At 71.9% G+C, this 25,769-nt stretch carries 23 protein-coding genes; 7 read left to right on the top strand and 16 right to left on the bottom strand.

What is annotated here, in order from left to right; translation table 11 throughout:
- Window positions 1-8 precede the first annotated feature (8 nt).
- The gene (locus ACZ4MF_RS06395) at window positions 9-1,439 is read left to right on the top strand and encodes an FtsW/RodA/SpoVE family cell cycle protein (protein ID WP_467490325.1); all 1,431 of its coding nucleotides are present in this window, start codon (window positions 9-11) and stop codon (window positions 1,437-1,439) included.
- 82 nt (window positions 1,440-1,521) lie between these two features.
- The gene (locus ACZ4MF_RS06390; protein WP_467490323.1) at window positions 1,522-1,674 is read left to right on the top strand and encodes a hypothetical protein; all 153 of its coding nucleotides are present in this window, start codon (window positions 1,522-1,524) and stop codon (window positions 1,672-1,674) included.
- 12 nt (window positions 1,675-1,686) lie between these two features.
- On the opposite strand, the gene ACZ4MF_RS06385 is transcribed toward ACZ4MF_RS06390, so the two are convergent.
- From ACZ4MF_RS06385 to ACZ4MF_RS06365, 5 genes are all read right to left on the bottom strand, one after another.
- The gene (locus tag ACZ4MF_RS06385; RefSeq protein WP_467490321.1) at window positions 1,687-2,607 is read right to left on the bottom strand and encodes an undecaprenyl-diphosphate phosphatase; all 921 of its coding nucleotides are present in this window, start codon (window positions 2,605-2,607) and stop codon (window positions 1,687-1,689) included.
- Window positions 2,608-2,769: 162 nt separating this feature from the next.
- Window positions 2,770-5,454 (bottom strand): magnesium-translocating P-type ATPase, encoded by a 2,685-nt coding sequence (mgtA, locus tag ACZ4MF_RS06380; protein ID WP_467490319.1) that lies wholly within the window; start codon window positions 5,452-5,454, stop codon window positions 2,770-2,772.
- Window positions 5,447-5,809 (bottom strand): ArsR/SmtB family transcription factor, encoded by a 363-nt coding sequence (locus ACZ4MF_RS06375; protein WP_467490317.1) that lies wholly within the window; start codon window positions 5,807-5,809, stop codon window positions 5,447-5,449. Before ACZ4MF_RS06375 ends, mgtA begins: the two co-directional genes overlap by 8 nt.
- Before the next feature lie 109 nt (window positions 5,810-5,918).
- Window positions 5,919-7,247 (bottom strand): diaminopimelate decarboxylase, encoded by a 1,329-nt coding sequence (lysA, locus tag ACZ4MF_RS06370; RefSeq protein WP_467490315.1) that lies wholly within the window; start codon window positions 7,245-7,247, stop codon window positions 5,919-5,921.
- A 14-nt stretch (window positions 7,248-7,261) separates the two neighbouring features.
- Complete coding sequence (locus ACZ4MF_RS06365) at window positions 7,262-7,588, bottom strand: SAV_915 family protein (RefSeq protein ID WP_467490313.1); 327 nt, start codon at window positions 7,586-7,588, stop codon at window positions 7,262-7,264.
- A 283-nt stretch (window positions 7,589-7,871) separates the two neighbouring features.
- Here ACZ4MF_RS06365 and ACZ4MF_RS06360 point away from each other — a divergent pair, with 283 nt between their 5' ends.
- Window positions 7,872-8,411, top strand: a complete 540-nt coding sequence (locus ACZ4MF_RS06360) for a universal stress protein (protein WP_467490311.1) — start codon at window positions 7,872-7,874, stop codon at window positions 8,409-8,411.
- Between the two features lie 18 nt (window positions 8,412-8,429).
- On the opposite strand, the gene ACZ4MF_RS06355 is transcribed toward ACZ4MF_RS06360, so the two are convergent.
- From ACZ4MF_RS06355 to ACZ4MF_RS06325, 7 genes are all read right to left on the bottom strand, one after another.
- Window positions 8,430-10,979, bottom strand: coding sequence for a DUF4118 domain-containing protein (locus ACZ4MF_RS06355; protein WP_467490309.1), 2,550 nt, complete (start codon window positions 10,977-10,979; stop codon window positions 8,430-8,432).
- Window positions 10,980-10,993: 14 nt separating this feature from the next.
- Window positions 10,994-11,677, bottom strand: a complete 684-nt coding sequence (locus ACZ4MF_RS06350; RefSeq protein ID WP_356029734.1) for a response regulator transcription factor — start codon at window positions 11,675-11,677, stop codon at window positions 10,994-10,996.
- Window positions 11,678-11,765: 88 nt separating this feature from the next.
- Window positions 11,766-12,473: a potassium-transporting ATPase subunit C gene (locus ACZ4MF_RS06345; RefSeq protein ID WP_467490307.1), complete on the bottom strand. Its 708-nt coding sequence runs from the start codon at window positions 12,471-12,473 to the stop codon at window positions 11,766-11,768.
- Between the two features lie 5 nt (window positions 12,474-12,478).
- Window positions 12,479-14,584: a potassium-transporting ATPase subunit KdpB gene (gene kdpB, locus ACZ4MF_RS06340; RefSeq protein ID WP_467490680.1), complete on the bottom strand. Its 2,106-nt coding sequence runs from the start codon at window positions 14,582-14,584 to the stop codon at window positions 12,479-12,481.
- 29 nt (window positions 14,585-14,613) lie between these two features.
- Entirely contained in the window at window positions 14,614-16,278 is a 1,665-nt protein-coding gene (gene kdpA / locus ACZ4MF_RS06335; protein ID WP_467490306.1) for a potassium-transporting ATPase subunit KdpA, read from the bottom strand.
- A gap of 8 nt (window positions 16,279-16,286) precedes the next feature.
- The gene (kdpF, locus tag ACZ4MF_RS06330) at window positions 16,287-16,376 is read right to left on the bottom strand and encodes a K(+)-transporting ATPase subunit F (protein WP_016434100.1); all 90 of its coding nucleotides are present in this window, start codon (window positions 16,374-16,376) and stop codon (window positions 16,287-16,289) included.
- Window positions 16,377-16,616: 240 nt separating this feature from the next.
- On the bottom strand, window positions 16,617-18,458 hold the full coding sequence (locus tag ACZ4MF_RS06325) for an APC family permease (RefSeq protein ID WP_467490304.1): 1,842 nt from the start codon (window positions 18,456-18,458) through the stop codon (window positions 16,617-16,619).
- 197 nt (window positions 18,459-18,655) lie between these two features.
- Here ACZ4MF_RS06325 and ACZ4MF_RS06320 point away from each other — a divergent pair, with 197 nt between their 5' ends.
- From ACZ4MF_RS06320 to ACZ4MF_RS06310, 3 genes are all read left to right on the top strand, one after another.
- Window positions 18,656-19,168, top strand: a complete 513-nt coding sequence (locus ACZ4MF_RS06320) for a hypothetical protein (protein WP_467490302.1) — start codon at window positions 18,656-18,658, stop codon at window positions 19,166-19,168.
- Window positions 19,169-19,200: 32 nt separating this feature from the next.
- A complete protein-coding gene (locus ACZ4MF_RS06315; protein ID WP_467490300.1) occupies window positions 19,201-19,401 on the top strand; it encodes a hypothetical protein in 201 nt (66 codons plus the stop codon).
- Between the two features lie 104 nt (window positions 19,402-19,505).
- Complete coding sequence (locus ACZ4MF_RS06310; RefSeq protein WP_467490298.1) at window positions 19,506-19,985, top strand: hypothetical protein; 480 nt, start codon at window positions 19,506-19,508, stop codon at window positions 19,983-19,985.
- Between the two features lie 111 nt (window positions 19,986-20,096).
- Here ACZ4MF_RS06310 and ACZ4MF_RS06305 read toward each other — a convergent pair whose 3' ends face one another.
- Genes ACZ4MF_RS06305 through ACZ4MF_RS06295 form a run of 3 tightly spaced genes read right to left on the bottom strand, consistent with a single transcriptional unit; the run spans window position 20,097 to window position 22,023 of the window.
- Window positions 20,097-21,275, bottom strand: coding sequence for a methyltransferase domain-containing protein (locus ACZ4MF_RS06305; protein ID WP_467490296.1), 1,179 nt, complete (start codon window positions 21,273-21,275; stop codon window positions 20,097-20,099).
- Complete coding sequence (locus ACZ4MF_RS06300) at window positions 21,272-21,829, bottom strand: hypothetical protein (RefSeq protein ID WP_467490294.1); 558 nt, start codon at window positions 21,827-21,829, stop codon at window positions 21,272-21,274. The genes ACZ4MF_RS06305 and ACZ4MF_RS06300 overlap by 4 nt, the downstream gene beginning before the upstream one ends.
- Complete coding sequence (locus tag ACZ4MF_RS06295; protein WP_467490292.1) at window positions 21,829-22,023, bottom strand: hypothetical protein; 195 nt, start codon at window positions 22,021-22,023, stop codon at window positions 21,829-21,831. The genes ACZ4MF_RS06300 and ACZ4MF_RS06295 overlap by 1 nt, the downstream gene beginning before the upstream one ends.
- 260 nt (window positions 22,024-22,283) lie before the next feature.
- Between ACZ4MF_RS06295 and ACZ4MF_RS06290 the strand changes: the two genes are divergently transcribed.
- Entirely contained in the window at window positions 22,284-23,054 is a 771-nt protein-coding gene (locus ACZ4MF_RS06290; RefSeq protein WP_467490290.1) for an XRE family transcriptional regulator, read from the top strand.
- Between the two features lie 30 nt (window positions 23,055-23,084).
- Here the strand turns inward: ACZ4MF_RS06290 and ACZ4MF_RS06285 are convergent, their stop codons facing one another.
- The gene (locus tag ACZ4MF_RS06285; protein WP_467490288.1) at window positions 23,085-25,586 is read right to left on the bottom strand and encodes an ATP-binding protein; all 2,502 of its coding nucleotides are present in this window, start codon (window positions 25,584-25,586) and stop codon (window positions 23,085-23,087) included.
- Between the last annotated feature and the right edge of the window lie 183 nt (window positions 25,587-25,769).

Below are 25,769 nucleotides of genomic sequence, written 5' to 3'. Positions count from 1 at the left end.
GGGAAGGCATGACTGGTCGGCGTGGGCCGGCGAAACTGGCCGTGCGGCCGAGCCGGTCCGGGCGGCTGAGCGACCGGGGGCTGGAGCTGGCCCTCCTGCTCGGCGCCGTCCTCATATGCGTGTTCGGCTACGCCGAGACGGCCCTCGCGCTCACCGGGAAGCTGCCGCCCGGCATGGCGCTGACGTGCGTGGCCGCGGCGGTACTGCCCCTGGTGTGCCACGTCGCCGTACGCCGGTTCGCGCCGCACGCCGATCCGCTGATCCTGCCGCTGGCCACCCTGCTCACCGGCCTGGGGCTCGTCCTGATCCACCGTCTCGACATCGCCTACTCGACCCACTACCACCACGCGCCGCCCGCGGCGTCCGGGCAGCTGATGTGGTGCGGCATCGCGGTGGCGGTGTTCGCCGGGGTCGTGGCGCTGCTCAAGGACCACCGCAGGCTCCAGCGCTATCCGTACGTCACGATCGCCGTGGGCATGGTCCTGCTGATGGCGCCCGCGTTCTATCCCGGCGACGTCTACGGCGCCAAGCGGTGGATCTTCATCGGGCCGCTGTCCTTCCAGCCCGGCGAGTTCGTGAAGATCGTCATCGTGGTGTTCTTCGCCGGGTACCTGACGATGCGCAGGGACGCCCTCGCGCTCGCCGGACGGCGGCTGATGGGCATGTACCTGCCGCGCGGGCGGCAGCTCGGCCCGGTCGCGGCCGTGTGGATGCTCAGCCTGCTCGTCCTGGTCTTCGAACGGGACCTCGGCACCTCGCTGATCTTCTTCGGCCTGTTCGTGATCATGCTGTACGTCGCCACCGAGCGGACCAGCTGGGTGGTGTTCGGCGTCGTCATGTTCGCCGTCGGCGCCTTCGTCGTCGGCTCCTTCGAACCGCATGTGCACGGCCGGGTCGTCGCCTGGCTGCACCCCATGGACATCTTCCTGCCGCCCGACCAGCGCCCGGCCGGACTCGTCTCGGACCAGGCCGCCCAGGCCCTGTTCAGCTTCGGCTCGGGCGGCATGCTCGGCACCGGCCTCGGCGAGGGCCACCCGGAGCTCATCGGCTTCGCCGGGCGCAGCGACTTCATCCTGACCACCGTCGGCGAGGAACTCGGCCTCGCCGGGGTGACGCTCGTCGTCCTGCTCTACGCCCTGCTCGCCGAGCGCGGCCTGCGCACGGCCCTGACCGTCACCGACCCGTTCGGCAAGCTGCTCGCCGGCGGCCTGGCCTCGGCGCTCGTCCTCCAGGTCTTCGTCGTCGTGGGCGGCGTCACCGGGCTCATCCCGCTCACCGGCAAGGCCCTGCCGTTCCTCGCCCAGGGCGGCTCGTCAATGGTCGCCAACTGGCTGCTGGTCGCCGTCCTGCTCAAGGTCAGCGACACGGCCCGCCGTCCCCCGCCGCAGCCGGCCGCCGACGTCAGCGCCGCCGAGACCCAGTTCGTACGGCCGGTCTGAGACCCTCATCCCCCTCGGTGACGGAGCGGAGCCGCCGACGTTCCTCGACCTGAGTCCCCTGGACCTGCTCGCCCCGCGGACGGTGCGCGCGTCCGCCGACGGCGCCAGGAACGAGGTCCGCGCGGAACTCGGCCCCGAACTCAAGGAGTTGGCGGAGATCCGCTCCGCCCTGGACCCGAGGGCGGAGCTGTCGGAGGTCGCCGCCGCGGTGAACGGCGACCCCGATGCCACCTGAGGCAGCCCCGCCTCACGCCAGCGTGAAGTACGCGAGGCTGCCCAGGCCGGCCAGTGTGCAGTAGACGGCGAACGGGATGAGGGTGCGGTTCTCGAAGTAGCGGACCAGGAAACGGGTGGCGAGGTAGGCCGCGACGAAGGCGGCCACGCTGCCCGCCAGCAGCGGACCGCGCAGGCCGTCGCCCTGCGCCCCGAGCAGCGGCGGCAGCTTGAGCAGCGCGGCGCCGCCGATGACGGGGGTGGCGAGGAGGAACGCGAAGCGGGCGGAGTCCTCGTGGTCCATGCCCTTGAAGATGCCCGCGCTGATGGTGGAGCCGGAGCGGCTGATGCCGGGCAGCAGGGCGAGGATCTGAGCGGCGCCGATCGTCACGGCCTGCCGGATCGTCAGCCGCGTGATCCGCAGGTCCGACTGCTCGTCCGCCGACAGGTGCTCCTCGCCCGGAGCCACGGTGGCCCCGGCCCGCCGGCGGCCGGTCCCGCCGCGCCGCAACTGCTCGGTGACGAAGAGGACGATGCCGTTGAGCGCCAGGAAGAGCGCGGTGGGGACGGGCTTGCCGAGCGTCGAGCGGAACACCTTGTCGAGCGCGACACCGGCGACCGCGACCGGGACGCAGGCCGTGATGATCAGCCAGGCGAGCTTCTGCTCCACGGTCTCGATACGGCGCTGGGTGACCGACGTGAACAGACCGCGGACGATCCGCACCCAGTCCCGCCAGAAGTAGACGACGAGCGCGAGCGCGGTGGCCAGGTGGAGGCCGACCAGCTCGTTGAGGTAGAGGGACCCGTCGGCGGAGACGTCCAGGTCATGCTTCCAGTGCCCGCCGAGCAGCGCGGGTATCAGGATGCTGTGCCCCAGGCTGGAGACGGGGAACAGCTCGGTGACCCCTTGCAGCAGGCCGACGCCCACGGCTTCGGGATAGGTCAGAACGGACATCGGCCGGCCTTCGTCTCCAGGTGCGCGAGGGGAGCGGAGCCGAGGACCCGCGCGCGGCGGACGGCTCCGGCGGCGCAAGGTACTACACGCGAGCAAGAATCAGGACAGGTCGCGCGAAGCACCCGGCCCGCTGCCCGGACCGGCGAGCGGGAATCACCTGATTCACCCCGGATCGCCCTCGCCGAGCAGGTTCCGTTCGTGGCGCTTGCGGGCCAGGACGAGCCCGACGGCGTACAGCGCGAGGACGATGGTGAGAAGCAGGTAATACTCCAGCGGGAGCGTGGTGAGACCGAGCAGCGGGCCGAGCGGGGACGGCGGCAGCACCAGGCCGATGACCGCGAGGGCGGCCGCGGTCCAGCCCACCGGGCCGGGCGGGCGGTCCTCGAAGAGCCGGCGGCCGGTGCGCAGCAGCAGCATCACCAGGCTCTGGGTGATCAGGTTCTCGGTGAACCAGCCGGAGTGGAAGACCGCCTCGTCCTCGGCCGGGCCGGAGCCGTGCAGGGCGAGGGCCAGGACGACGAAGGTGGCGAGGTCGGCGGCCGCGTTGAGGACGCCGAACCCGGTGATGAAACGCAGCAGGGCGCGCGGGTCGAGGGTGGCGGGGCGGCGCAGCAGGGCGGGGTGGGGGCGGTCGTAGGCGAAGGCGAGCTGCACCGTGTCGAAGCACAGGTTCTGCACCAGCACCTGCGCCGGCAGCATCGGCAGGAAGGGCAGCAGCAGACCGGCGGCGAGCATCGCGATGACGTTGCCGACGTTGGACGACAGGGTGATGCGCAGATACGTGGCAATGTTGCCGCCGCTGTGCCGGCCCGCGGAGATGGCGTGGTCGACGGCGGTGAGGTCCTTCTCGGCGAGCACCACGTCGGCGCCCTCCCGGGCCACGTCGGTGGCGTCGCGCGGGGCGATGCCGACGTCGGCCGCCCACAGGGCCGAGACGTCGTTGACCCCGTCGCCGAGGAAGCCCACCGTGTGTCCGCCGGTGCGCAGCGCGGCGCTGATCCGCGCCTTGTGCTCCGGGGTGCAGCGGGCGAAGACCGTCGTACGGCGGGCCAGCTCGGCCAGTTCCGCGTCGGTCAGGGCATCGGTGCGATCGGCGATGACCACCTGGTCCGGGCCCAGCTCGATGCCCAGGTCGCGGCAGGCGCGGGCCGCGGTGCCGGGGTGGTCGCCGGTGAGGATCTTGATGGTGACCCCGCGTGCGGCGAGCGCGGCGAGGGCGGGCGCGGCGGTGGGCGCGAGCGCGTCGCGCAGGGTGACGAAGCCGCGGAAGTCCAGCCCGCGCTCGTCGGCCGGGGTGTAGTCGCGCAGCCGGGCCGGGCGTTCGGCGGTGGCGACCGCCAGCACCCGCAGGCCGCCCCGCGCGGCCCGGTCCGCGAGGTCCGCGAGCCGGTCCGCCTCCACCGGCTCCAGGGCGCAGCGCTCCAGGACGGCCTCCACGGCGCCCTTGACGACGAGCGTGTGCGAGCCGAGCCGGCCGGGGGTGCGCACCACGGCCGTGGCCAGCCTGCGCACGGGGTCGAACGGGAGCGCCGCGACCCCGTCGTACGCCATGAGGTCGTCCTCGTCGGCCGCGTCCAGGACCGCCTCGTCCAGGGCGTCGGGCTCGGGCAGTTCGGCGAGCTGGAGGGTCCACCAGGCGTTGACGGCGGCCCAGCGGACCACCTCGGGATCGTCGGCGCCCGCCGCGTCCAGGCCCCGCTCGACCACCGGCCGGTCCTGGGTGAGCGTGCCCGTCTTGTCCAGGCACAGCACGTCGACCGCGCCCAGGTCGTGCAGGGCCGGGAGCCGTTTGACGATGACCCCGTGCGTGCGGGCCAGCAGCGACGCGCCGCGCGCCAGACAGGTGGTGACGACGACCGGCAGCATCTCCGGTGTCAGCCCCACGGCCACGGCCACCGCGAACGGCAGGGTCTCCAGCCCCCGGTCGCGCAGCGCCGCGTTGGCCATCAGCACCAGCGGCGGGGTGAGCAGCATGAACCGGATCAGGATCCACGAGATGCCGTACACCGAGCGGTCGAAGGCGCTCGCCTCACGCCGGCCGACCGTGCGGTCGTGGGCGGCCGCGAACCGGGTGCGCCCGCCCGTCTCCAGCACGACGGCGGTGCCGCTGCCGGTGGCGACGCTGCTGCCCTGGAAGCACAGCTGCGGCCGCTCGAAGAGGGCGGTGCCGGCCGGACCGGCGGCCGCTGCGACGTCCGCCGCGTGTTTCGGGACCGGGGCCGACTCCCCGGTCAGCGCCGACTGGTGCACGGTCAGGCCCCGCGCGCGCAGCAGCCGGACGTCCGCCGGGACCAGGTCGCCCGCGCCGAGCTGGACGATGTCGCCGGGGACCAGGTCCTCCACCGGGACCTCGCGGGCCTCGGGCGCCGCTTCCTCGTCCGCCCGGCGCAGCACGGTGGAGGTGGTGGCGACCAGCTCGCGCAACTGGGCCATGGACCGGTCGGCGCGGTACTCGCCGGAGGCCCGCAGCACGCTGCTGGTCACGACCAGGGCGAGGATCACGCAGGCGGTGGACCAGGCGAACACGGCGGCGGAGACCAGGGCGAGACAGAGCAGCACCGCGGTGAAGGGGTCGCGCAGGCCGCGCACCAGCAGGCGCGGCCAGGAGGCGTCCTCGCGGGCGGGCAGCGTGTTGGCGCCGCAGCGGGCGAGGCGCAGCGCGGCCTCGTCCTCGGTCAGTCCGCGCGGCCCGGTGTCCAGCCGCCGCAGCACCTGCAGCGCGGTGCCCGCGTCCGGCGCGCCGGCGGCCGACTCCGGCCCGGTGCCGCCGGCCGCGAGCGTGCCCGGTACGACCCCGGCGTCCGGCGCCTCGGCGCCCTCTCCCCAGGCCGGGGCGCTCCTAGGCACCGGTCCCCTGCAGCCCGGCCACCGGCGCGAGCGGCTCCCCGGCGCGCTGGGCCAGCCGGCCGACGAGCACGCGGACGACCGAGACGACATCGGGGTCGCCGACGTAGTAGATCTGCCGCCGGCCCTCCCGGCGGGAGCGGACGAGTCCCGCGAGCCTCAGCTTGGACAGGTGCTGGCTGACGGCGGGCAGCGCCCCGCCGACCCGGTCCGCGAGCGCGCTCACGTCGCTCTCGCCCTGGGCCAGCGCCCACATGATGTGCAGCCGCGGCGCCGCGGCCAGCAGCCCGAAGGCGGCGGCCGCCGCCGAGAGCACCTCGGCGGACGGATCCTCGAAGCCGTGGGTGATCTGCGCCACGGTCCCCTCCCTTTCGCCACCCGTCCACCGGTCGATGCGGACCTCGCACATGTGCTCACCAGTCTAGGCGGCACCTGCGGAACATCCCGGCGTCGTGGGAGGGCAGGGCCTAGAGGCCCACGTCCCGGCTGCGGATGTCGTCCAGGGACTCGCGGCGGACCAGCAGGCGGGCCTGGCCGGCGCGTACGGCGGCCACCGGCGGGCGGCCGACCAGGTTGTAGCCGGAGGCCATCGACAGGTGGTAGGCGCCGGCCACCGGTACGGCGAGCAGGTCGCCGGGGTGCACGTCCCCGGGCAGCTCGACCCCGGCGGCCAGGACGTCACCGGCCTCGCAGTGCCGGCCCACCACGGTCACCGGGGCCGTCGCGGCCGTGCTGGGCCGGCCCACCAGCCGGGGCGCGTACCGGACGCCGTACAGCGCCGGGCGCGGGTTGTCGCTCATGCCGCCGTCGACGGCCACGAAGACCCGGCCGCCGGTGTGCTTGACGGACAGCACGCGGTACAGCGCGACGCCCGCCGGGCCCGCGATGGCCCGGCCCGGCTCGATGATCAGGCGGGGCACCGGCAGCCCGGCGGTTCCGCAGGCGTCGGCCAGTTCGGCGCGGACCTTGCGGGCCAGCGCCGTCAGGTCCAGGGCCGCCTCGCCGGGGCGGTAGGCGATGCCGTGGCCGCCGCCGAGGTCGAGTTCGGGCAGCACCAGCCCGTGCTGCTCGTACAGCCGGGACATGAGCCCGACCATGCGGCGCGCGGCGACCAGGTACGGCTTGACGCCGGTGATCTGGGAGCCCAGGTGGCAGTGCAGGCCGGTGAGTTCGAGCTGCGGCTGGTCGAGGATGCGGGTGATGGCGTGCTGCGCGTACCCGTCGGAGATGCTGAGTCCGAACTTCTGGTCCTCGGTGCCGGTGCGGATCTTGTCGTGGCCGCCCGCGCTGATGCCGGGCACGACCCGGACCATCACCTTCTGGTGCCCCTCCGGTCCGACGGCGGCGGCGAGCCGGGCGATCTCGGACGGGCTGTCGATGACGACGCGTCCGACGCCGAGGCGCAGCGCGGTCTCCAGGTCGCGCGGGGACTTGGCGTTGCCGTGCAGCACGATCCGCTCCGCCGGGAAGCCGGTGGTGACGGCGAGTTCGAGTTCGCCGGCCGAGCAGACGTCGAGGCCGAGGCCCTCCTCGTCCATCCAGCGGGCCATGGCCCGGCACAGGAACGCCTTGGCGGCGTAGAGGACTTCGGCGTCGGGGAAGGCGTCGCGGTAGGTGCGGCAGCGGTCGCGGACCTCGGCCTCGTCGAGGACGTAGACGGGGGTGCCGAAGCGGTCGGCGATCTCCGCGAGCGGTACGCCGCCCACGGCGAGGTCGCCGTGCGGGAACTCGGTGGTGGAGGCGGGCCACACCGACAACTCGGCGGCCCGGGTGGTGGGTTCGTGAACCGTGGTCATCGAGACTGCCCCTCTCAGGCGGCGATCGCGGGTGCCGGTGCGGGCGCCGGCCTGGTGGCCGGGGCGGTGAACTGCGGGTCCACCGTGAGGGCGGTGACGCCGAGCGGGGCGGTCAGCGCGCGCAACGCGGGCTCGGCGAGACGGATCCAGGGCTGGCCGGGGCCGAGCGTGGCGGTCAGCCGGAGCGGGGAGGTGAAGCCGACGGCGGTGCGCTCGCCGAGGGGGGTGCGAAAGAGCCGGGCCGCGCATCCCGAGGGTCCCGGCCGGACCGGCACGTACAGGGGTCCGGCCGGGGACGGATCGGAGGGCTCGGGGTCGTCGCCGAAGAGAAGTGCTGCCATGGGGTGCCTCCCGAAGGGCAGGGAGCGAGTGGTCCGAAGGGCCCCGGACGCGGGGAGGCGGACCGGGGCTCGCCGTCGACGTTATGCCCGCTGTCCGGGGGGTTCCGGCGGGCCCTGACGGGACGCTGACGACGATCCCGGTGACCTTGACGCGCCGCTGACGGGCCCGGCCGAAGGGGTGGGAACAGGCCGTCAGAAGCCCGCCAAGAACTGACGTACGGGCTGTTCGAAGGGCGGGAACGGCGGTGTGATGGACGTGGTTTCCGCTGACGAGGAGGATCCGATGTCCGAGTACCGCCCGCCTTCGGCCGCCCGGGTCGTGGTGGGAGTGAACGGCACGCCGGGCGGCGCGGCCGCGCTGGCCCGGGCCGCCGTCGAGGCCAGGCGCCGGGGGGCCGAACTCTGGCCCGTGCTGGCGTGGGAGCCGCCGGAGGGCGATCTGGCCTCCCGCCGGTTCCCGGCCACGAAAGCCCTGGTCCCACGGTGGGAGCAGCTGGCGCGCGAGCAGTTGGCCGCGGCGCTGTGCGACGTGTTCGGCGCCGCGGACACCGGGCTGCCCGGGCAGGCGGTCGTCGTCCGTGGCACCCCCGGCCGGGCGTTGGTGCGGACGGCCGACCGGGAGGACGACGTCCTCGTCGTCGGCACCGGCGGCCGCGGCCTGCTGCGCCGCTGCCTGTGGCCGTCGGTCAGCCGCTACTGCCTGGCCCATGCCACCTGCCCCGTGCTGGCGGTGCCACCGTCACCGCTGGAGGCGGAACTGGCGGCGGTGCGGCGCCGGAACACCTGGGGACTGCCGTTGCTGCCGCCGACCGCGACCCCCTGAGGCGGGATCAGCCCCCGCTCACCCGCACTCGCCCGACGCCACCAGCCCCGCGCCCCGCTCGCGCGACGGTGCCGTCGGTACCGCCAGCACCATCGTCAGTCCCCCGCCCGGGGTGTCCTCCGCGTGCAACGTGCCGCCGATCGCCTCGGCGAAGCCCCGCGCGACCGCCAGGCCCAGCCCCACCCCGACACCCCGCGGAGCGTCCCCGTAGCGCTGGAAGGGTTCGAAGATGCGGTCCTTGGCCTCGTCCGGTACGCCCGGCCCCCGGTCCACGACCCGCAGTTCCACCCGGTCGGCGAGGGCGCTCGCGAAGACCAGGACCGGCTCGTGCGCCGGGCTGTACTTGACGGCGTTCTCGACCACGTTGGCCACGGCCCGCTCCAGCAGGCCCCGGTCGACCGCGACCATCGGCAGGGTCTCCGGGATGTCCAGCTCCACGCTGTCCTCCGGCACCCCGCCGAGCGCCATCGGCACGACCTCGTCCAGGTCCGTCTCGCGGATGATCGGGGTCACCGTGCCGGTCTGCAGGCGGGACATGTCCAGCAGGTTGCCGACCAGATGGTCGAGGCGGTCGGCGCCCTCCTCGATGGCCGCGAGCAGATCCGCCCGGTCCCGCGGGGACCACTCGACGTCGTCCGAACGCAGCGAGGTGACCGACGCCTTGATGCCCGCGAGCGGGGTGCGCAGATCGTGGCTGACGGCGGCCAGCAGGGCGGTCCTTATGCGGTTGCCCTCGGCGAGCTCCTTGGCCCGGTCGGCCTCGTGCTGGAGCCTTTGGCGGTCCAGGACGACGGCGGCCTGGGCGGCGAACGCGGCCAGCACCCGGCGGTCGGCGGCGGGCAGCACCCGGCCGCTGAGCGACAGCGCCATGTGGTCGCCGACGGGGACGTCCACATCGGCGTCCTCCGGGGTCGCGGCCGGGCGCGGGCCCACGCTGCCCGCACAGGTCCAGGGTGCCGTCTCGGCCGAGCGCTCCAGCAGCGCGGCCGACTCCATGCCGAAGGTCTCGCGCACCCGCTCCAGCAGTTCCTCCAGGCCGGTCTCGCCGCGCAGCACGTTCCCGGCGAGGAAGGACAGGATCTCCGACTCGGCGCGCAGCCGGGCCGCCTGCTGGGTGCGCCGGGCCGCGAGGTCCACGACCGAGGCGACGGACACCGCGACCCCGACGAAGATCGCTATGGCGACGATGTTCTTCGGGTCGGCGATCGTGAGGGTGTGGACGGGCGGCGTGAAGTACCAGTTGAGCAGGAGGGAGCCCACGACCGCCGAGGCCAGCGCCGGGTAGAGGCCGCCGAGCAGCGCCGCCGCGACCGTCAGCGTCAGGTACAGCAGCATGTCGTTGGCGAGGCCGACGTCCGGTGTGGTGCTGGTGAGCAGCCAGGTCAGCAGCGCCGGTCCGAGCACGCCGACCAGCCAGCCCCGGATGACCCGGGAGCGGCCGAGCCGGGCGCCCCGGGCGGCGGGCAGCCCCGGGCCGCGGCCCTTGCCCGCCTCGTCGTGCGTGATGAGGTGCACGTCGAGGTCGGGACCGGACTCGACGGCGACCGTGGCGCCGACGCCCGGCCCGAAGACGTACTGCCAGCTGCGGCGGCGTGAGACGCCGAGGACGATCTGGGTGGCGTTCACGCCGCGCGCGAAGTCGAGCAGCGCGGCCGGTATGTCGTCGCCCACGACGTGGTGGAAGGTGCCGCCGAGGTCCTCGACCAGGGTGCGCTGGTCGGCGAGTTCCTTCGGCGAGGCGGCGCTGAGGCCGTCGCTGCGGGAGATGTAGACCGCCAGCACCTCGCCGCCCGCGCCCTTCTCGGCGAGCCGGGCCGCACGCCGTATCAGCGTGCGCCCCTCGGGGCCGCCGGTCAGCCCGACCACGATGCGCTCGCGCGAACCCCAGATCCTGGAGACCTGGTGCTCGCTGCGGTACTCGGTCAGGTACTCGTCGACCCGGTCGGCCACCCACAGCAGCGCCAACTCCCGCAGGGCGGTGAGGTTTCCGGGCCGGAAGTAGTTGGCGAGGGCCGCGTCGACCTTGTCCGGCCGGTAGATGTTGCCGTGCGCCATGCGGCGGCGCAGCGCCTCCGGGGACATGTCGACCAGCTCGATCTGGCCCGCCCGCCGGACGACCTCGTCCGGCACGGTCTCCTGCTGCCGGACGCCGGTGATCGACTCGACGACGTCGCCCAGCGACTCCAGGTGCTGGATGTTGACCGTCGAGATCACGTCGATCCCGGCGGCGAGCAGCTCCTCGACGTCCTGCCAGCGCTTGGCGTTGCGCGAGCCGGGGATGTTGGTGTGCGGGAGTTCGTCCACGAGCGCCACGCGGGGGCGGCGGGCGAGGACGGCGTCCACGTCCATCTCGGTGAAGACGCTCCCCCGGTACTCGATCTCCTTGCGCGGGATCTCTTCCAGGCCGTGCAGCATCACCTCGGTGCGCGGCCGGTGGTGGTGTTCCACGAAGGCGACCACGCAGTCGGTGCCCCGCTCGATACGGCGGTGGGCCTCCGACAGCATCGCGTACGTCTTGCCGACGCCGGGTGCCGAACCGAGGTAGATCCGGAGCTTGCCGCGTGCCATGTGGTTCCTCGGGGTCATTCCTCGAAGCGGTAGCCCATGCCGGGCTCGGTGATGAGATAGCGGGGGTGGGACGGGTCGGTCTCCAGCTTCCTGCGCAACTGGGCCATGTAGACCCGCAGGTAGTTGGTCTTGTTGCTCTGCGAGACCCCCCAGACCTCCTGGAGGAGGTGCTTCTGGGTGATCAGCCGGCCGGGGTTGGTCACCAGGATCTCCAGCAGATGCCACTCGGTCGGGGTCAGCCGGACGTCCCGCCCGGCCCGTACGGCCTTCTTGGCGAGCAGGTCGATGCTGAAGTCCGCCGTCTCCACCAGGGTCAGCTCGGGGACGAGCGGGGTGTCCTCGGTGCGGCGGACGGCGGCCCGCAGCCGGGCCAGCAGCTCGTCCATGCTGAACGGCTTGGTGACGTAGTCGTCGGCGCCGGCGTCGAGCGCGCCCACCTTCTCGTCGGAGGCCTGCCGGGCGGAGAGCACCATGATCGGCACCCGGGTCCAGCCGCGCAGCGCCTTGATGACGTCGACGCCGTCCATGTCGGGCAGGCCGAGGTCCAGCAGCACCACGTCGGGCTGGCGCGCGGCGGCGAGCCGGAGCGCGGTGGCCCCGTCCGGGGCCGCGTCCACCCCGTAGTGACGTGCCTGCAAGTTGATGACGAGGGCCCGTACGAGCTGCGGGTCGTCCTCCACCACGAGCACCCGGGTCATGGGTGTGTGCCTCCCCTGTCATGCCTGCGGGAGTCGGCACCCGGGGTGTCCCGAGATGCCGACTCCCGACGCGAATCGCGTAAGACCGTCACTTCTTGGCCACGAGGTCCTTGAGCGCGATGTTGAGTTCCAGGACGTTCACCTGCGGCTCGCCGATGAAGCCGAGGGTGCGGCCCCGGGTCTGGTCCTTGACCAGCTTCTCGACCTGGGCGACCGTCAGTCCGTTCTTCGCGGCGACCCGGTGGACCTGGAGCTCGGCGTACTCCGGGGAGATGGCCGGGTCCAGTCCGGAGCCGGAGGAGGTGACCGCGTCGGCGGGGACGTCGGACGGCCTGACGGTGTAGCCGGGCACGGAGTTGTCCTTGACCACGGCGTCCTGGGCGGCGAGCACCTGGGCGCAGAGCGTCTTGTCCGCGGGCTGGGCCGGGCAGACGCCCTTCACCGCGCCGCTGTCCGCGGACAGGTTGGTGGCGCCCGAAAGGATCAGCTTGTACTGCGTGTTGACGCTGTTGGTGCCGAGGCCGTTCTGCGGGCGGCCCTGGAACCACTTCAGGTCCGGGTCCGCGCTGGTCTGCCCCTTCTTGAGCGGCAGGTTGTACGACTGCCCGATCAGGGACGAGCCGACGACCCTGCCGTCCGCCTTGATCTCCGAGCCGTTCGCCTTGCCGGTGAACAGGGCCTGGGCGACACCGGTGACGACCAGCGGGTAGATGACGCCCGTCACCAGGGTCAGCACGAGCAGGGCGCGCAGGCCCGCCCCGAGCAACCGGACGGTGTTGGTAACCGAGTTGTTCATGGCGATCAGCCGATTCCGGGGATGAGGGAGATGAGCAGGTCGATGATCTTGATGCCGATGAAGGGCGCGATCAGGCCGCCGATGCCGTAGATCCCGAGGTTGCGGCGGAGCATCTTGTCCGCGCTCATCGGCCGGTAGCGCACGCCCTTCAGGGACAGCGGCACCAGCGCGATGATGATCAGCGCGTTGAAGATGACGGCCGACAGGATCGCGGAGTCGGGCGAGGACAGGTGCATGATGTTCAGCTTGTCCAGGCCCGGGTAGACCGCCGCGAACAGCGCCGGGATGATCGCGAAGTACTTCGCGACGTCGTTGGCGATGGAGAACGTCGTTAGCGCACCACGGGTGATCAGCAGCTGCTTGCCGATCTCCACGATCTCGATCAGCTTGGTCGGGTTGGAGTCGAGGTCGACCATGTTGCCGGCCTCCTTGGCGGCCGACGTGCCGGTGTTCATGGCCACGCCGACGTCCGCCTGGGCGAGCGCGGGCGCGTCGTTGGTGCCGTCACCGGTCATCGCGACGAGCTTGCCGCCGGCCTGCTCCCGCTTGATGAGGGCCATCTTGTCCTCGGGGGTGGCCTCGGCGAGGAAGTCGTCCACGCCCGCCTCCTCCGCGATCGCCTTGGCGGTCAGCGGGTTGTCACCCGTGATCATGACCGTCTTGATGCCCATGCGGCGCAGTTCCTCGAACCGCTCCCGCATGCCCTCCTTGACGACGTCCTTGAGGTGGATGACGCCCAGGACGCGGGCGCCCCGCTCGTCCTTGACCGCGACGAGCAGCGGGGTGCCGCCCGCCTCGGAGATCCGGTTGGCGATGGCGTCGGCGTCCTCGGCGACGGTGCCGCCCTCGTCCTTCACCCAGGCGATCACCGAGGCGGTGGCGCCCTTGCGGATCTTGCGGCCGTCGACGTCCACACCCGACATACGGGTCTGGGCGGTGAACTCGATCCACTCGGCGCCGGCCAGCTCGCCCTGGTGCCGCTCGCGCAGCCCGTACTTCTCCTTGGCGAGGACGACGACGGAGCGGCCCTCGGGGGTCTCGTCGGCCAGCGAGGACAGCTGGGCCGCGTCCGCGACCTCGGCCTCCGTCGTGCCGCGGACCGGCGCGAACTCGGCGGCCTGGCGGTTGCCCAGGGTGATGGTGCCGGTCTTGTCGAGCAGCAGCGTGGAGACGTCACCGGCGGCCTCGACCGCGCGGCCCGACATGGCGAGCACGTTGCGCTGCACCAGCCGGTCCATGCCCGCGATGCCGATCGCGGAGAGCAGCGCGCCGATGGTGGTCGGGATCAGACAGACCAGCAGGGCGACCAGCACGACCATGGTCAGGTGCGTGCCCGCGTACGTGGCGAACGGCGGCAGCGTGGCACAGGCCAGCAGGAAGACGATGGTCAGCGACGCCAGCAGGATGTTCAGCGCGATCTCGTTCGGCGTCTTCTGCCGGGCCGCACCCTCGACCAGGTTGATCATCCGGTCGATGAAGGTCTCGCCGGGCTTCGTCGTGATCTTGATGACGATCCGGTCGGACAGCACCTTCGTACCGCCCGTGACGGCGCACCGGTCACCGCCGGACTCACGGATGACGGGCGCGGACTCGCCGGTGATCGCCGACTCGTCCACGGACGCGACGCCCTCGACGACGTCGCCGTCACCGGGGATGACGTCCCCGGCCTCGCAGACGACCAGGTCACCGATGGTCAGCGCGGTGCCGGGCACCTCCTCCTCGGACGTGCCGTCCGCGAGCAGCCGGCGCGCGACGGTGTCGGTCTTGGCCTTGCGCAGGGTGTCGGCCTGCGCCTTGCCGCGGCCCTCGGCGACCGCCTCCGCGAGGTTGGCGAAGATCACCGTCAGCCACAGCCAGGCGCTGATGGTCCAGCCGAACCAGTCGCCCGGGTGCTGGAAGGAGAAGACGGTGGTCAGGATCGAGCCGATCCACACCACGAACATCACGGGCGACTTGACCATCACCCGCGGGTCGAGCTTGCGGAAGGCGTCCGGCAGGGACTTGACCAGTGCCTTGGGGTCGAAGAGGCCCGCGCCGACACGGCCCTCGGCGGGCTTGTGCCCGGTGGGGACGTCGCTGTGCGGCGCCCGGGTGGGAGTGGCTGTGGACATCGAGTCCTCTTGCTTGTCTATGCCAGTGGTCATGACGCCAGTCCCTCCGCGAGCGGACCCAGGGCCAGGGCCGGGAAGTAGGTCAGACCGGTGATGATCAGGATCGCGCCGACCAGCAGGCCGGTGAACAGCGGCTTCTCGGTGCGCAGGGTGCCCGCCGTCTCCGGGACCGGCTTCTGCTCGGCGAGCGAGCCGGCCAGCGCCAGGACGAAGATCATGGGCAGGAAGCGGCCGAGGAGCATCGCGAGTCCGGTCATGGTGTTGTACCAGTCGGTGTTCGCGTTCAGACCGGCGAAGGCCGAGCCGTTGTTGTTCGACGCCGAGGTGAACGCGTACAGCACCTCGGAGAACCCGTGCGCGCCGGAGTTCAGCATCGAGTGCGGCGGGGTCGGCAGGGCCATGGAGGCCGCCGTGAAGACCAGCACCAGGGCGGGGGTGATGAGGATGTAGCAGGCGGCGAGCTTCATCTCGCGGCCGCCGATCTTCTTGCCCAGGTACTCGGGCGTACGGCCGACCATCAGACCGGCGATGAACACCGCGATGACCGCCATGATCAGCATGCCGTACAGGCCCGAGCCGGTACCACCGGGTGCGATCTCGCCCAGCATCATGCCCAGCATCGCGATGCCGCCGCCCAGACCGGTGAAGGAGGAGTGGAAGGAGTCCACCGCACCGGTCGAGGTGAGCGTCGTCGCCACCGCGAAGATCGAGGAGCCGCCGACGCCGAACCGGGTCTCCTTGCCCTCCATCGCGCCGCCCGCGGCCTGGAGCGCCGGACCGTGGTGGGCGAACTCGGTCCACATCATGAGGACGGTGAAGCTCAGCCAGATGGTGACCATCGTGGCGAGGATCGCGTAGCCCTGCTTCACGTTGCCGACCATCACGCCGAAGGTGCGGGTCAGCGCGAACGGGATGACGAGGATCAGGAAGATCTCGAAGAGGTTGGTGAAGGGCGTCGGGTTCTCGAAGGGGTGGGCACTGTTGGCGTTGAAGTAACCGCCGCCGTTGGTGCCCAGCTCCTTGATGGCCTCCTGGGAGGCGACCGCGCCGCCGTTCCACTGCTGCGAGCCGCCCATGAACTGGCCGACCTCGTGGATGCCGGAGAAGTTCTGGATGGCGCCGCACGCCACCAGCACGATCGCGGCGAGAGCGGCACCCGGCACCAGGATGCGCAGCGTGCCGCGCACCAGGTCGGCCCAGAAGTTGCCCAGCTCACCGGTGCGCGAGCGGGCGAAGCCGCGCACGAGGGCGACGGCGACGGCGATGCCGACGGCGGCCGAGAGGAAGTTCTGCACGGCCAGACCGGCGGTCTGCACCACGTGCCCCATGGTCTGCTCGCCGTAGTACGACTGCCAGTTCGTGTTGGTCACGAACGAGACGGCCGTGTTGAACGACTGCGCCGGGTTGACCGAGGAGAAGTGCAGCGAGCCCGGCAGGACGCCCTGGAGCCGCTGGAGGAGGTAGAGGAAGAGGACGCTGACGGCCGAGAAGGCGAGGACGCCGCGCAGATACGCGGGCCAGGTCATCTCGGCGTCGGGGTTGGCGCCGATGGCCTTGTAGATCCACTTCTCGACGCGCAGGTGTGTGCGCGATTCGTAGACCCTGGCCATGTAGTTGCCGACGGGGACGTAGACGAGCGCCAGCGCGCCTATGAGGGCGAGCAGCTGGAGCACGGCTGCGAGTACGGGACCCATGTCTGTTCTCAGAACCTCTCCGGGAAGATCAGGGCGAGGACGAGATAGCCCAGCAGGGCGACGGCCACGACGAGGCCGACGATGTTCTCGGCGGTCACAGCTTCGTCACCCCCTTGGCGACGAGGGCCACCAGCGCGAAACCCGCGAGCACGGTGACGACGAAGGCCAGATCGGCCATCGCGAACTCCTGGAGTGAGGTTCGGTTGAAACGGACGTGTACGAGGAAAGCGTCTGTCTGGCCGGATCCGGTCGCCCGTTGACGGCTCTCATACGGCCCTGCTGACGCCTTTGACGGCTCTCTTACGACCCCTGGCCCATACCGGTGGGTAGCCCTGTGATCACAGCCGGAAGCGCAGCCGGCAGATCACCGCGTCCGTCTCCCGGCGTACGGCGTGGGCGACGACCGCGCCCCGCTGGTTCTGCAGCAGCCGCTGCCACAGCCGCTCCGGCTCCGCCTCCGGGATCAGCACGGTGACCCGGGTGCCCGGTTCGGCGGCGGCCACCTCGCGGACGTACGCGGCGATGGGCCTGCCGAGGGTGCGCCGGGCGCAGGACAGCCGTACCAGCTCCACGCCGGGGTCCCAGTCGGCCCAGGCGCGCTCCAGCGCGTGCAGGTGGGCCCGGTCCTCGGGGTCGGGGTAGCAGACGGTCACGGCGCGGACCTCGTCGCCGAGGGAGGCGGCCGCGGTCAGCGCCTCGGAGGTCAGCCGGGACAGCGTGGACACCGGCACGACCACCAGCGAGCGGTCGCGGTGCGGGGCCTGCGGGATCCGGCCGAGCCCGAGGCGCTCGCCGATCCGGCCGTAGGCGCGGTGCACGGTCTCGAAGGCGACGACCAGCAGCGGCAGCGCGATGACGATCAGCCAGGCGCCCTCGGTGAACTTGCTCGCCGTGACGACGACGGTCGCGACGCCGGTGAGGACGGCGCCGAAGCCGTTGAGCAGAGCCTTTCCGCGCCAGCCCGGGCCCTGCTGGAGCCACCAGTGCCGGACCATGCCCACCTGCGCGATGGTGAAGCCGACGAAGACGCCGATCGCGAACATCGGCACCAGGGTGTTGGTGTCGCCGCCGGAGAAGACCAGCAGCGCGGCCGAGACGACGGCGAGCGCGAGGACACCGTGCCGGTGCACCTGGCGGTCGGCCTTCAGGGCGAACACGTGCGGGGCGTAGTTGTCCCGGGCCAGCAGCTTCAGCAGCACGGGCAGCCCGCCGAAGGAGGTGTTCGCGGACAGGGCCAGCAGGAGCATCGTCGCGAACTGGACGACGTAGAAGGCCCAGTGGTGGCCGAAGGAGGCGTCCGCGAGCTGGGCGAGGACGGTGACGCCCTCGACCGGCTGGAGGTGGAAGCGGCCGATCAGCACCGACAGGCCGATCAGCATGAGCCCGAGTACGGCGCCGAGCGCGACCTCGGCCCGCTGCGCCCGCCGGACGCGCGGCACCCGGAAGGAGGGCACGGCGTTGGCGATGGCCTCCACGCCGGTCAGTGCGGCACAGCCGGAGGCGAATGCTTTCAGCAGGAGCAGCGTGCCCACGGAGGAGGCGTTGTCGGCGAGGACCGAGGCGTGCCCGGCCGCCGTCGCCGTGCTCACCGGGTGGGAGCGGAACAGCCCCACGGCGATGAGGACGAAGATCGAGCCGACGAAGACGACGGTCGGCACGATGAACGCCTTCGCGGACTCCACGATGCCGCGCAGATTGACGCCCGTGATCAGGACGAGCACGGCCAGGCACAGCCACAGCCGGTCGGCGTAGAGGGAGGGGAAGGCGGAGGTCAGGGCCGCCACGCCGGCGGTGACGGCGACGGCGACGTTGAGCACGTAGTCCAGGACCAGCGAGGCGGCCGCCACCAGGCTCGTCCGCGCGCCCAGATGCGTCTTCGCCACGGCGTAGGAGCCGCCGCCGTCCGGGAAGGCCGCGATGACCTGCCGGTAGGACGCCACGAGCACGGCGAGCAGGGCGGCGATGGCCAGTGTGACGGGCATCGTGAAGCCCAGTCCGTGCGCACCGGCGGCCGCGAGGACCAGCACGATCGCCTCGGGGCCGTAGGCCACCGACGCCATCGCGTCCAGCGAGAGGGCGGCGAGCCCCGTGACGGCCGTCAGCCGGTGGCGTTCGCCGGTATCAGGCGGCTCCTCGCCGGCGGGGACGGCATCCGGCTGCTCGGTGGTCAGGACGGACATGGGCGTGCTCCTTGTTCGTGCGCGGCCTTGCGTGCGCGGGCGCACCCAGGTTCTGTCCGATTCCGGCCGCATCCGACCGGTCCTTGCGGGATCTTCGCGCCCAACCGGCCCGCCTTGACGTGACCTTGACGGGGGTCCGCGTCAGAACCGTGTCAAGGTGCGCGAGGCGGCTTCCGCAGGTCTGTACCGTGAGCGGCATGACGGGCCCCGGCGCGACCGCGGACGACCAGGACTGGACACGGGAGCGGTGGAGCGCCGTCCGCTGCGCCGCCCTGCCCCTCGTCCTGCTGCTCCTGCTCGACTGGGCCACCGGCCGTGCCGCCCTGTGGCGTACGGCGCTGTGGCTGGCGCTCTCCGTCCTGCTGTTCGCCGTGCTGTGTCCCGCCCGTGTCACCGCCGGCCCGAACTGGCTGTCCTCGCGCCGGCTGGGCCGCGAACACCGCGTCCGCACCGACCTGCTGATCTCGGTCCGCGTCCTGGACGGTGTCTCCCAACGGCTGCTGCTGCGGGACGCGTGGGACGGCCGGGTCGAGATCGACCCCGAGGTCCTGCTCCGCGACCCGCGGCTGTGGCACCACCTCGCCGAGGGCGCACGGCAGGCCACGGCCGACGGACTGCTGCTGTGCGGCGAGACCGCGCTGCACCGCCTGTCGTCCCGGGTGGAGAGGGAGACGGCGCTGGGGGTGTTCAGGGTGTCGGGGCTGGAGTGAGACCTGATCCGGCGGAGTGCACCATGTCCGGCATGAACTCACGAACGGTTCGCCCCCGCTGGTGGCTGGGCCTGCGCAACGCCGTGTGCTTCCTGCTGGCCGGTGGCCTCGGCATCCTCGCGTACGCGGCGGTCACGCACCGGACGGGCGGGCTGCCGTGGGGCGGGCCGCTCTTCGGCGCGGCGGTGTGCGGGGCGCTGAGCGCGCTGTTTCCGCCGCGGCGGCGACCCTGACCCGGCTCAGCCGGCGCCCCCCTGTGCCCCTGGCCAAGAAGTGTCCTGTGACTGCCGGTCATGAGCCTCTGGTGCCGACGCGCTGGGTCGGACAAGCTCCGCACATGGACTGGATGCCCCTGCTCTCGACGTTGGCCGGTGCTGTCATCGGCATCGCGGCCACGCTGATCGCCGATCGCAGCCGGTGGCAACGGGAGGAGGCCAGACACGCGCTGGAAGTACGGCGCGAGGTGTACACGGAGTTCGTTTCTGCCCTCAAAGCCGCAGGTGAAGAGATACGGGCGGTCGCCCTGGGCGATCACATGTCCCAGTCGGCGCGCGATGCGGCTGTGCGGGAAGCCGTCCGCAGCACCGGCATCTATACAGCAAGTGAGCGTCTGTGGCTCGTGGGTCCGCCGCAGGTCGTGGCAGCGGGGAACGAGGCGTTCCACAGCCTGCGCGCGATACGCGACGCCTACGCCCGAGGGGTGGCTGTCGATTCCGCCGAGGCAGCGCCCCTGATAGCGCGAAGGCGCGCGGCCATGGCTCAGATGCGTCACCGCATGCGCGAGGATCTGGGCATCGGGCCCCTGGACATCGAGTGATCGTCACCACCCCGGTGGTGAACGGCTGTTCATGTGAGTTCCGCGACGCCACACAAAGGGAGAGGCCCACCCATGCGCCTCGGGGGAACACAAGGGCGGGTCGCTCGGGAGTCAGACCGACCAGGATTCCCTCGGGTCGTCCAGCCAGGCATGCTCCCCCTGCCAGGTGACGGTGAGGCCGAACCGGGTCACGTCAGGAGACCCCTGGCCCCGCCACCATCGGTGGACGGAGGACACCTCGTCCCACAGGCGGCGCGGGCCTGACTGCCAGACCTCCGCCTCCGGCTCCCCGTCCCTGAACATCACGCACGCCCAGGAGAGATCCGACAGGCCGTAGAACCACACGGGCCGTGCGCCGTCGCGTTTCTCCGCTACGGCTTGGCGACAGGCAGGCACCCGGAGGCCGAGCACGAACGGCAGGTCAGACCATTGCCCGGTCAGGAACTCCGCTTCGGTCAGGGACGTCCTGGACTTGTCGGCATCCCCCAGGGGGCCCACGGACAGGTAGTCGTCGGGAGCGACCTTGGGGCCTCTCTGCGTACGGAGCTTCATGAACTCCACACGTCGGGTGAAACGTCCCGTCGCCACCTCCCCCTTGGCCTCCAGACGGACCATGGCATCCGCGTTGCCGTAGTGCGTGCCCCATGGCGCAACGATGATGCCCCCGGGCCGGGTCTGCCGGACCCAGGCGACAGGGATCTCCCGGACACCCACCGTGGCCAGGATCCGGTCATACGGCGCTGCCTCGGGGTGTCCCTCGAACCCGTCGCCGACGACCACCTCCGGGTACAGCCCATGCAGGCACAGGCGCTCACGGGCCGTCCCGGACACGGCCCCGTCCACCTCGACGGTCGTCACTCTGCCGGGCCCGAGCCGGTGGGTCAGTGCACCGGCCGTCTCACCGGTGCCCGTGCCCACGTCCAGCACGCGCATGCCGTCCTCCACCGCCAGGTCCTGGAGCAGGAGGTAGACCGTGGCGGGCATGGACGACGAACTGGTGGACAGCTTCCCCGGGCCGGAACCGTGGTGGGCGCCGTCGTCCCACTGGGTCACGATGGGGACGTTGCGGTCCGCCGCCGCGTACCAGGCGTCCGGGTCCTCCCGCCTGTCGACGGTCGTACTCGCGCGGGTCTCCAGGTCGTACGGCCACATCAGATCTGGGAGGAACATGGCTCGGTCGACGGCCGCGAAGGTCGGCGCCCAGTCCGAGGACAGCGCGCCGGCCTCCATGAGGACCCGCCCCAGCTCCTTGCGGCCGGGGCGGTCCGTACGAAGAACGTCCGCTGTCACTTACGGTGCTTCCCGTCGCCCTCGGGGCTGGAACCGTCAGGGCTCGGTGGATCCTGCGGAGGCTGCCAGGGCTGGCCGGGGTGACCGTCGTCCTCGCCCGGCTGGTCGTGCAGTTCGATGCGTGCGTTCATCGCCCTCTCCTTCACTTCAGTTGGGTCCTGCCTGACTTCGCTGACCTCGGCCCATGTCGCGCGCGGCCCGTGGTCGTCGCCCTGCCCATCGCCCTCACAGTCGTCGGCGTTGCCCGGTCGTGACAGGCGGGCGCCTCTGCTGTCGGCGATTCGCAACACATCGCCGAGGCACTGTGTAACTGCCCGCAGAGCCAGACGTACCGCGTACTCGCCCGCCTTGCAGTCGTCCAAGACGGCTTGGGCGCCCGTGAGGACGACGGCACCGTCGCGCAACTGGTCCGCCTCGATCCTGTCCGCGATCCGAGCCAGGGCACCGGGTGTGCCGTTGGTGGACAGGAAGCACGACTTTCCGGTGTCGGTCGCCCACGGCAGCAGTCGCAAACGGGGAGACGGCGCGGGGAGGCTGTTCCGGTCGTAGCTCATCAGGTCGGCATCTCCACGCCGTGAATCCGGCGCGGGCCGATGTCGATTCCGTACGTTGCGAGCATCAGCGTCCGCCGCCGCGCTCGCGGTCGCCGTTCCTCCTCGCGCCGCTCGTGCGCGACGAGGTAAGGGCGGACAAGACTGTTGTCCTCACCCCGCAGCTTGGGGATGTGCGGGAGAGAACGGGTGGGCATGTCCCGTGGCGGTGCCACGGAGTGCGAGGTGGGTACTCGGCGGCGCCCAGGTCCGGGGAGCAGTAACCGCAGTAGCAGCCCGACAAGGCGAGCGGTGCTGTGGAACGGCCTGATGGAATGCTCTGCATATCGCTTCGGCTCAGTCATGACAGGGATCGTGCACTTCCCTGGTGGACGTATCTCCGCATACCCGGGGACAGTTGGGCTTTCCGTGACTAGGGTCAAAGAAGGCCCAAACGTCTGCGTCATGGGGGTTGACTTTGAACACCGCTCTGCGGACGGCTTTGACCGAAGCGGGCTTGACGCCGCGACAGCTGGCGTACCGGGTGGGGGTATCGCTGAAGCAAGTGGAACGATGGCTCGGGGACGCGGCGTTGACCCCGCACGCAAGGAACCGTGAGGACGCCGCGCGGGCGTTGGGAGTGGATGAAGAGATGCTGTGGCCACAGACCGTGAAGGATCGCATCAAGACCGGTACCGACCGCGAGATCATTCACAGCTACCCGTACCGTTCGGCCTGCCCCGGGGCCGTGTGGTCCGGACTCATCGACAGCGCCGAATCGGAGATCTTCCTCGCGGGCTACACCAACTACTTCTTCTGGACTCAGATCCCGCAGTTCCCCGAGACTTTGCGCCGGAAGGCCGAAGCGGGCGTGAGAGTGCGGTTCCTTCTCGGCGATCCGGAAGGGGAGGTGACACGACAGCGCGAAGCCATCGAAGATGTCGCGCTGAGTGTGTCCACGCGCATTCGGATCACGCTGGAGCACCTTGACCGGCTCGGGACTCCACCGGGTCTGGAGACGCGCTGCAGCAGCGCCGAGGACGCCGTGAACCACGTGTCCCTGTCCGTGTTCCGCTTCGACGACGACGCACTCGTGACTCCTCACCTGGCCCGCCTGGTAGGACACGACTCCCCGCTTCTGCATCTGCGGCGACAGGGTGACGCGGGCATGTTCGCGCGGTTCGCGGAACACGCTGAAGAGCTGTGGAGCCGGGGCACTCCGATAGGGGAAGAGGTGGCCGACGGGTAGGTGCGACTACGGCATGTGGGCGCTTCCCGGTCACCGGTGTCCGCCGGTCCGGGCCGGCGAGGTCGACCAGCTCCCCATGGTCGCGACCGGCAGCGACACCACCATCGTCAGACCGCCGCCCGGGGTGTCCTCGGGGCTGAGGGTGCCGCTCATCGCCTCGGTCAGGCCGCGGGCGAGAGCGAGGCCCAGGCCGAGGCCGCTGGTGTTGTCGGTGTCGCCGAGCCGCTGGAAGGGCTCGAAGAGGCGGTCGCGGCCGTCGGCGGGCAGGCCCGGCCCGCGGTCCACCACCCGCAGCTCCACCCGCCCCGCCAGCGCGCTGGCCGTGACCAGTACCTTCCGGCCGGGCGGGGTGTGACGGGCGGCGTTGCCGACCAGGTTGGCGATCACCCGCTCCAGCAGCGGCGGGTCGGCCAGGACCGCGGGGATCGCCTCGACGTCGGCCACCTCGACGTCCGGCACGTCCGCCAGCGCCGGCGGCAGCACCTCCTCCAGGGAGGTGGCCCGCAGGTTCAGGGTGAGGGCGCCCGCCTCCAGGCGGCTGAGGTCGAGGAGGTTCTCCACCAGGCGGTTGAGCTTGGCCATCGACTCGTCGGCGGTGGACAGGAGTTCCTCGCGGTCCTCCGCCGTGAAGGTGACGTCGCGGCTGCGCAGCGAGGTGACGGCGGCCCAGCCGGCGGCGAGCGGGGTGCGCAGGTCGTGGCCGACGGCCCGCAGCAGCGCCGTACGCAGCCGGTCGGCCGCCTTCACCGGCTCCACCTCGGCGGCCGCCTGTGCCAGCCGGGCCCGCTCCACCGCCGAGCCCACGTGCGCGGCGAACGCGGCCAGCACCCGGCGCTCGGAGGAGGAGAGGGTACGGCCGTGCAGGGCGAGCCAGGCGCCGGCTCCGGCGGGCACCGCCGTCAACCCGGGCGCCGCGTCCGGGGGTTCGTCGACCAGGTCCGCCGACTCCATGCCGAAGGTCTCGCGGGTGCGCTCCAGCAGGGCCGGGATGGTCGCCTCGCCGCGCACGATGCCGCCGGCCAGGGACGACATGGTCTCCGCCTCGGCCGTGGCCCGGGCGGAGCGGCGCGACAGCCGCAGGGAGCGGTCCACGACCGCGGCGACAGTGGCCGCCACGACCGCGAACACCGTCAGCGCCACCAGGGCGTTGGGATCGTCCAGGGTGAAGGCGCCGATGGGCGGGATGAACCAGTAGTTGAGCAGCAGGGACGCCGTGATCGACGCGATCACCGCCGAAGCCACGCCGCCTATGCAGGCCACCCCGACCACCGCGAGCAGGAACAGCAGGGCCTCGCTGGTCAGGTTGAGCGTGCCGCGCAGCTGGGCGAGCAGGGCCGTGATCAGGACCGGCAGCACCAGTCCGGCCACCGGGCCCGCGATCAGCCGGGCCGTCGAGAGCGTACGGCGGCGGGACGGCAGCAGGGTGCCGAGGCCGGCCCGTTCGTGGGTGACACGGTGGACGTCGATGTCCCCGGACAGCTCGGTGACCGTCTCGCCGGTGCCGGGTCCGGTCAGGAAACGGGCCAGCCGGCCGCGTCTGCTGGTGCCGAGCACGAGCTGGGTGGCGTTCTCGGCGCGCGCGAACTCCACCAGGGCGGTGGCCACGTCGTCACCGACGACCGAGTGGTAGCTGCCGCCCAGGTCCTCCACGAGCCGGCGCTGCCGGGCCAGGGAGGCGTGCGAGACCCCGCCCGCCGCGAGCCCGTCGCTGCGGGCCACGTGGACGGCGAGCAGATCCCCGCCGGCCGACCGGTCGGCGATCCGGGCGGCCCGCCGGACGAGCGTGTCGCCCTCCGGCCCGCCGGTCAGGGCCACGACGACCCGCTCCCGGGTCTCCCACACCCGGCCGATGCCGTGCTGCGACCGGTACTCCTGCAACGCCTCGTCCACCCGGTCGGCCGTCCACAGCAGCGCCAGCTGCCGCAGGGCCGTCAGATTGCCGGGCCGGAAGTAGTTGGCGAGCGCGGCGTCGATCTTCTCGGGGGCGTAGATGTTCCCGTGCGCCATCCGCCGGCGCAGTCCCTCCGGCGGCATGTCCACCAGCTCGATCTGCCAGGCCCGCCGCACCACCTCGTCCGGCACGGTCTCGTGCTGCGGCACCCCGGTGATCTTCTCGACCACGTCGTTGAGGGACTCCAGGTGCTGGATGTTCAGCGCGGTGACCACATCGACACCCGCGTCCAGCAGGGTCTCGATGTCCTGCCAGCGCTTGGGGTTGCGGCCGGCGCCCGGGATGTTGCTGTGCGCGAACTCGTCCACGATCGCCACGTGCGGCCGCCGGGCCAGCACAGCGGCCAGGTCCATCTCCTCGAACTGCCCGCCCCGGTACGAACAGGACGCCCGGGGCACGGCCTCCAGACCGTCGAGCATGGCCTCGGTCTGCGGCCGCCCGTGGCACTCCGCGAACCCGATCACCACGTCCGCCCCGCGCGCGGCGCGGCGCCGTCCCTCGTCGAGCATGCGGTAGGTCTTGCCGACTCCCGGGGCCGCCCCGAGGTAGACCTTCAGTCGTCCGGGCCGTACGTCACTCATCGCCGCCGACGCGCTCCGCTCGCTGATCCGACTGATTCGACTGATTCGCAGGTGCTTCCTCCAAGGAAGCCGCTTCCCCCGACCCGCCCGCGCGCTTGTTAGCGCTTCCTTGGCGAGGGCCCCTGGGACCTTGACACTGTCTTGACGGGGCCTGGCCCGATAGGGTGAGGCCAGGTGTGCCGG

It is taken from the genome of Streptomyces sp. NPDC025793, assembly GCF_055558375.1.
Note: the sequence above shows the minus strand (reverse complement) of the source record. Positions and strands in the feature narration are given on the sequence as shown.

Coding starts and splice junctions, on each gene's coding strand:
- ACZ4MF_RS06395 (WP_467490325.1), top strand. CDS start 9: ATGACTGGTCGGCGTGGGCCGGCGAAACTGGCCGTGCGGCCGAGCCGG.
- ACZ4MF_RS06385 (WP_467490321.1), bottom strand. CDS start 2,607: ATGTCCGTTCTGACCTATCCCGAAGCCGTGGGCGTCGGCCTGCTGCAA.
- lysA (WP_467490315.1), bottom strand. CDS start 7,247: ATGACCACGGTTCACGAACCCACCACCCGGGCCGCCGAGTTGTCGGTG.
- ACZ4MF_RS06365 (WP_467490313.1), bottom strand. CDS start 7,588: ATGGCAGCACTTCTCTTCGGCGACGACCCCGAGCCCTCCGATCCGTCC.
- ACZ4MF_RS06360 (WP_467490311.1), top strand. CDS start 7,872: ATGTCCGAGTACCGCCCGCCTTCGGCCGCCCGGGTCGTGGTGGGAGTG.
- ACZ4MF_RS06355 (WP_467490309.1), bottom strand. CDS start 10,979: ATGGCACGCGGCAAGCTCCGGATCTACCTCGGTTCGGCACCCGGCGTC.
- ACZ4MF_RS06350 (WP_356029734.1), bottom strand. CDS start 11,677: ATGACCCGGGTGCTCGTGGTGGAGGACGACCCGCAGCTCGTACGGGCC.
- ACZ4MF_RS06345 (WP_467490307.1), bottom strand. CDS start 12,473: ATGAACAACTCGGTTACCAACACCGTCCGGTTGCTCGGGGCGGGCCTG.
- kdpB (WP_467490680.1), bottom strand. CDS start 14,584: ATGTCCACAGCCACTCCCACCCGGGCGCCGCACAGCGACGTCCCCACC.
- kdpA (WP_467490306.1), bottom strand. CDS start 16,278: ATGGGTCCCGTACTCGCAGCCGTGCTCCAGCTGCTCGCCCTCATAGGC.
- ACZ4MF_RS06325 (WP_467490304.1), bottom strand. CDS start 18,458: ATGTCCGTCCTGACCACCGAGCAGCCGGATGCCGTCCCCGCCGGCGAG.
- ACZ4MF_RS06320 (WP_467490302.1), top strand. CDS start 18,656: ATGACGGGCCCCGGCGCGACCGCGGACGACCAGGACTGGACACGGGAG.
- ACZ4MF_RS06315 (WP_467490300.1), top strand. CDS start 19,201: ATGAACTCACGAACGGTTCGCCCCCGCTGGTGGCTGGGCCTGCGCAAC.
- ACZ4MF_RS06310 (WP_467490298.1), top strand. CDS start 19,506: ATGGACTGGATGCCCCTGCTCTCGACGTTGGCCGGTGCTGTCATCGGC.
- ACZ4MF_RS06300 (WP_467490294.1), bottom strand. CDS start 21,829: ATGAGCTACGACCGGAACAGCCTCCCCGCGCCGTCTCCCCGTTTGCGA.
- ACZ4MF_RS06295 (WP_467490292.1), bottom strand. CDS start 22,023: ATGCCCACCCGTTCTCTCCCGCACATCCCCAAGCTGCGGGGTGAGGAC.
- ACZ4MF_RS06285 (WP_467490288.1), bottom strand. CDS start 25,586: ATGAGTGACGTACGGCCCGGACGACTGAAGGTCTACCTCGGGGCGGCC.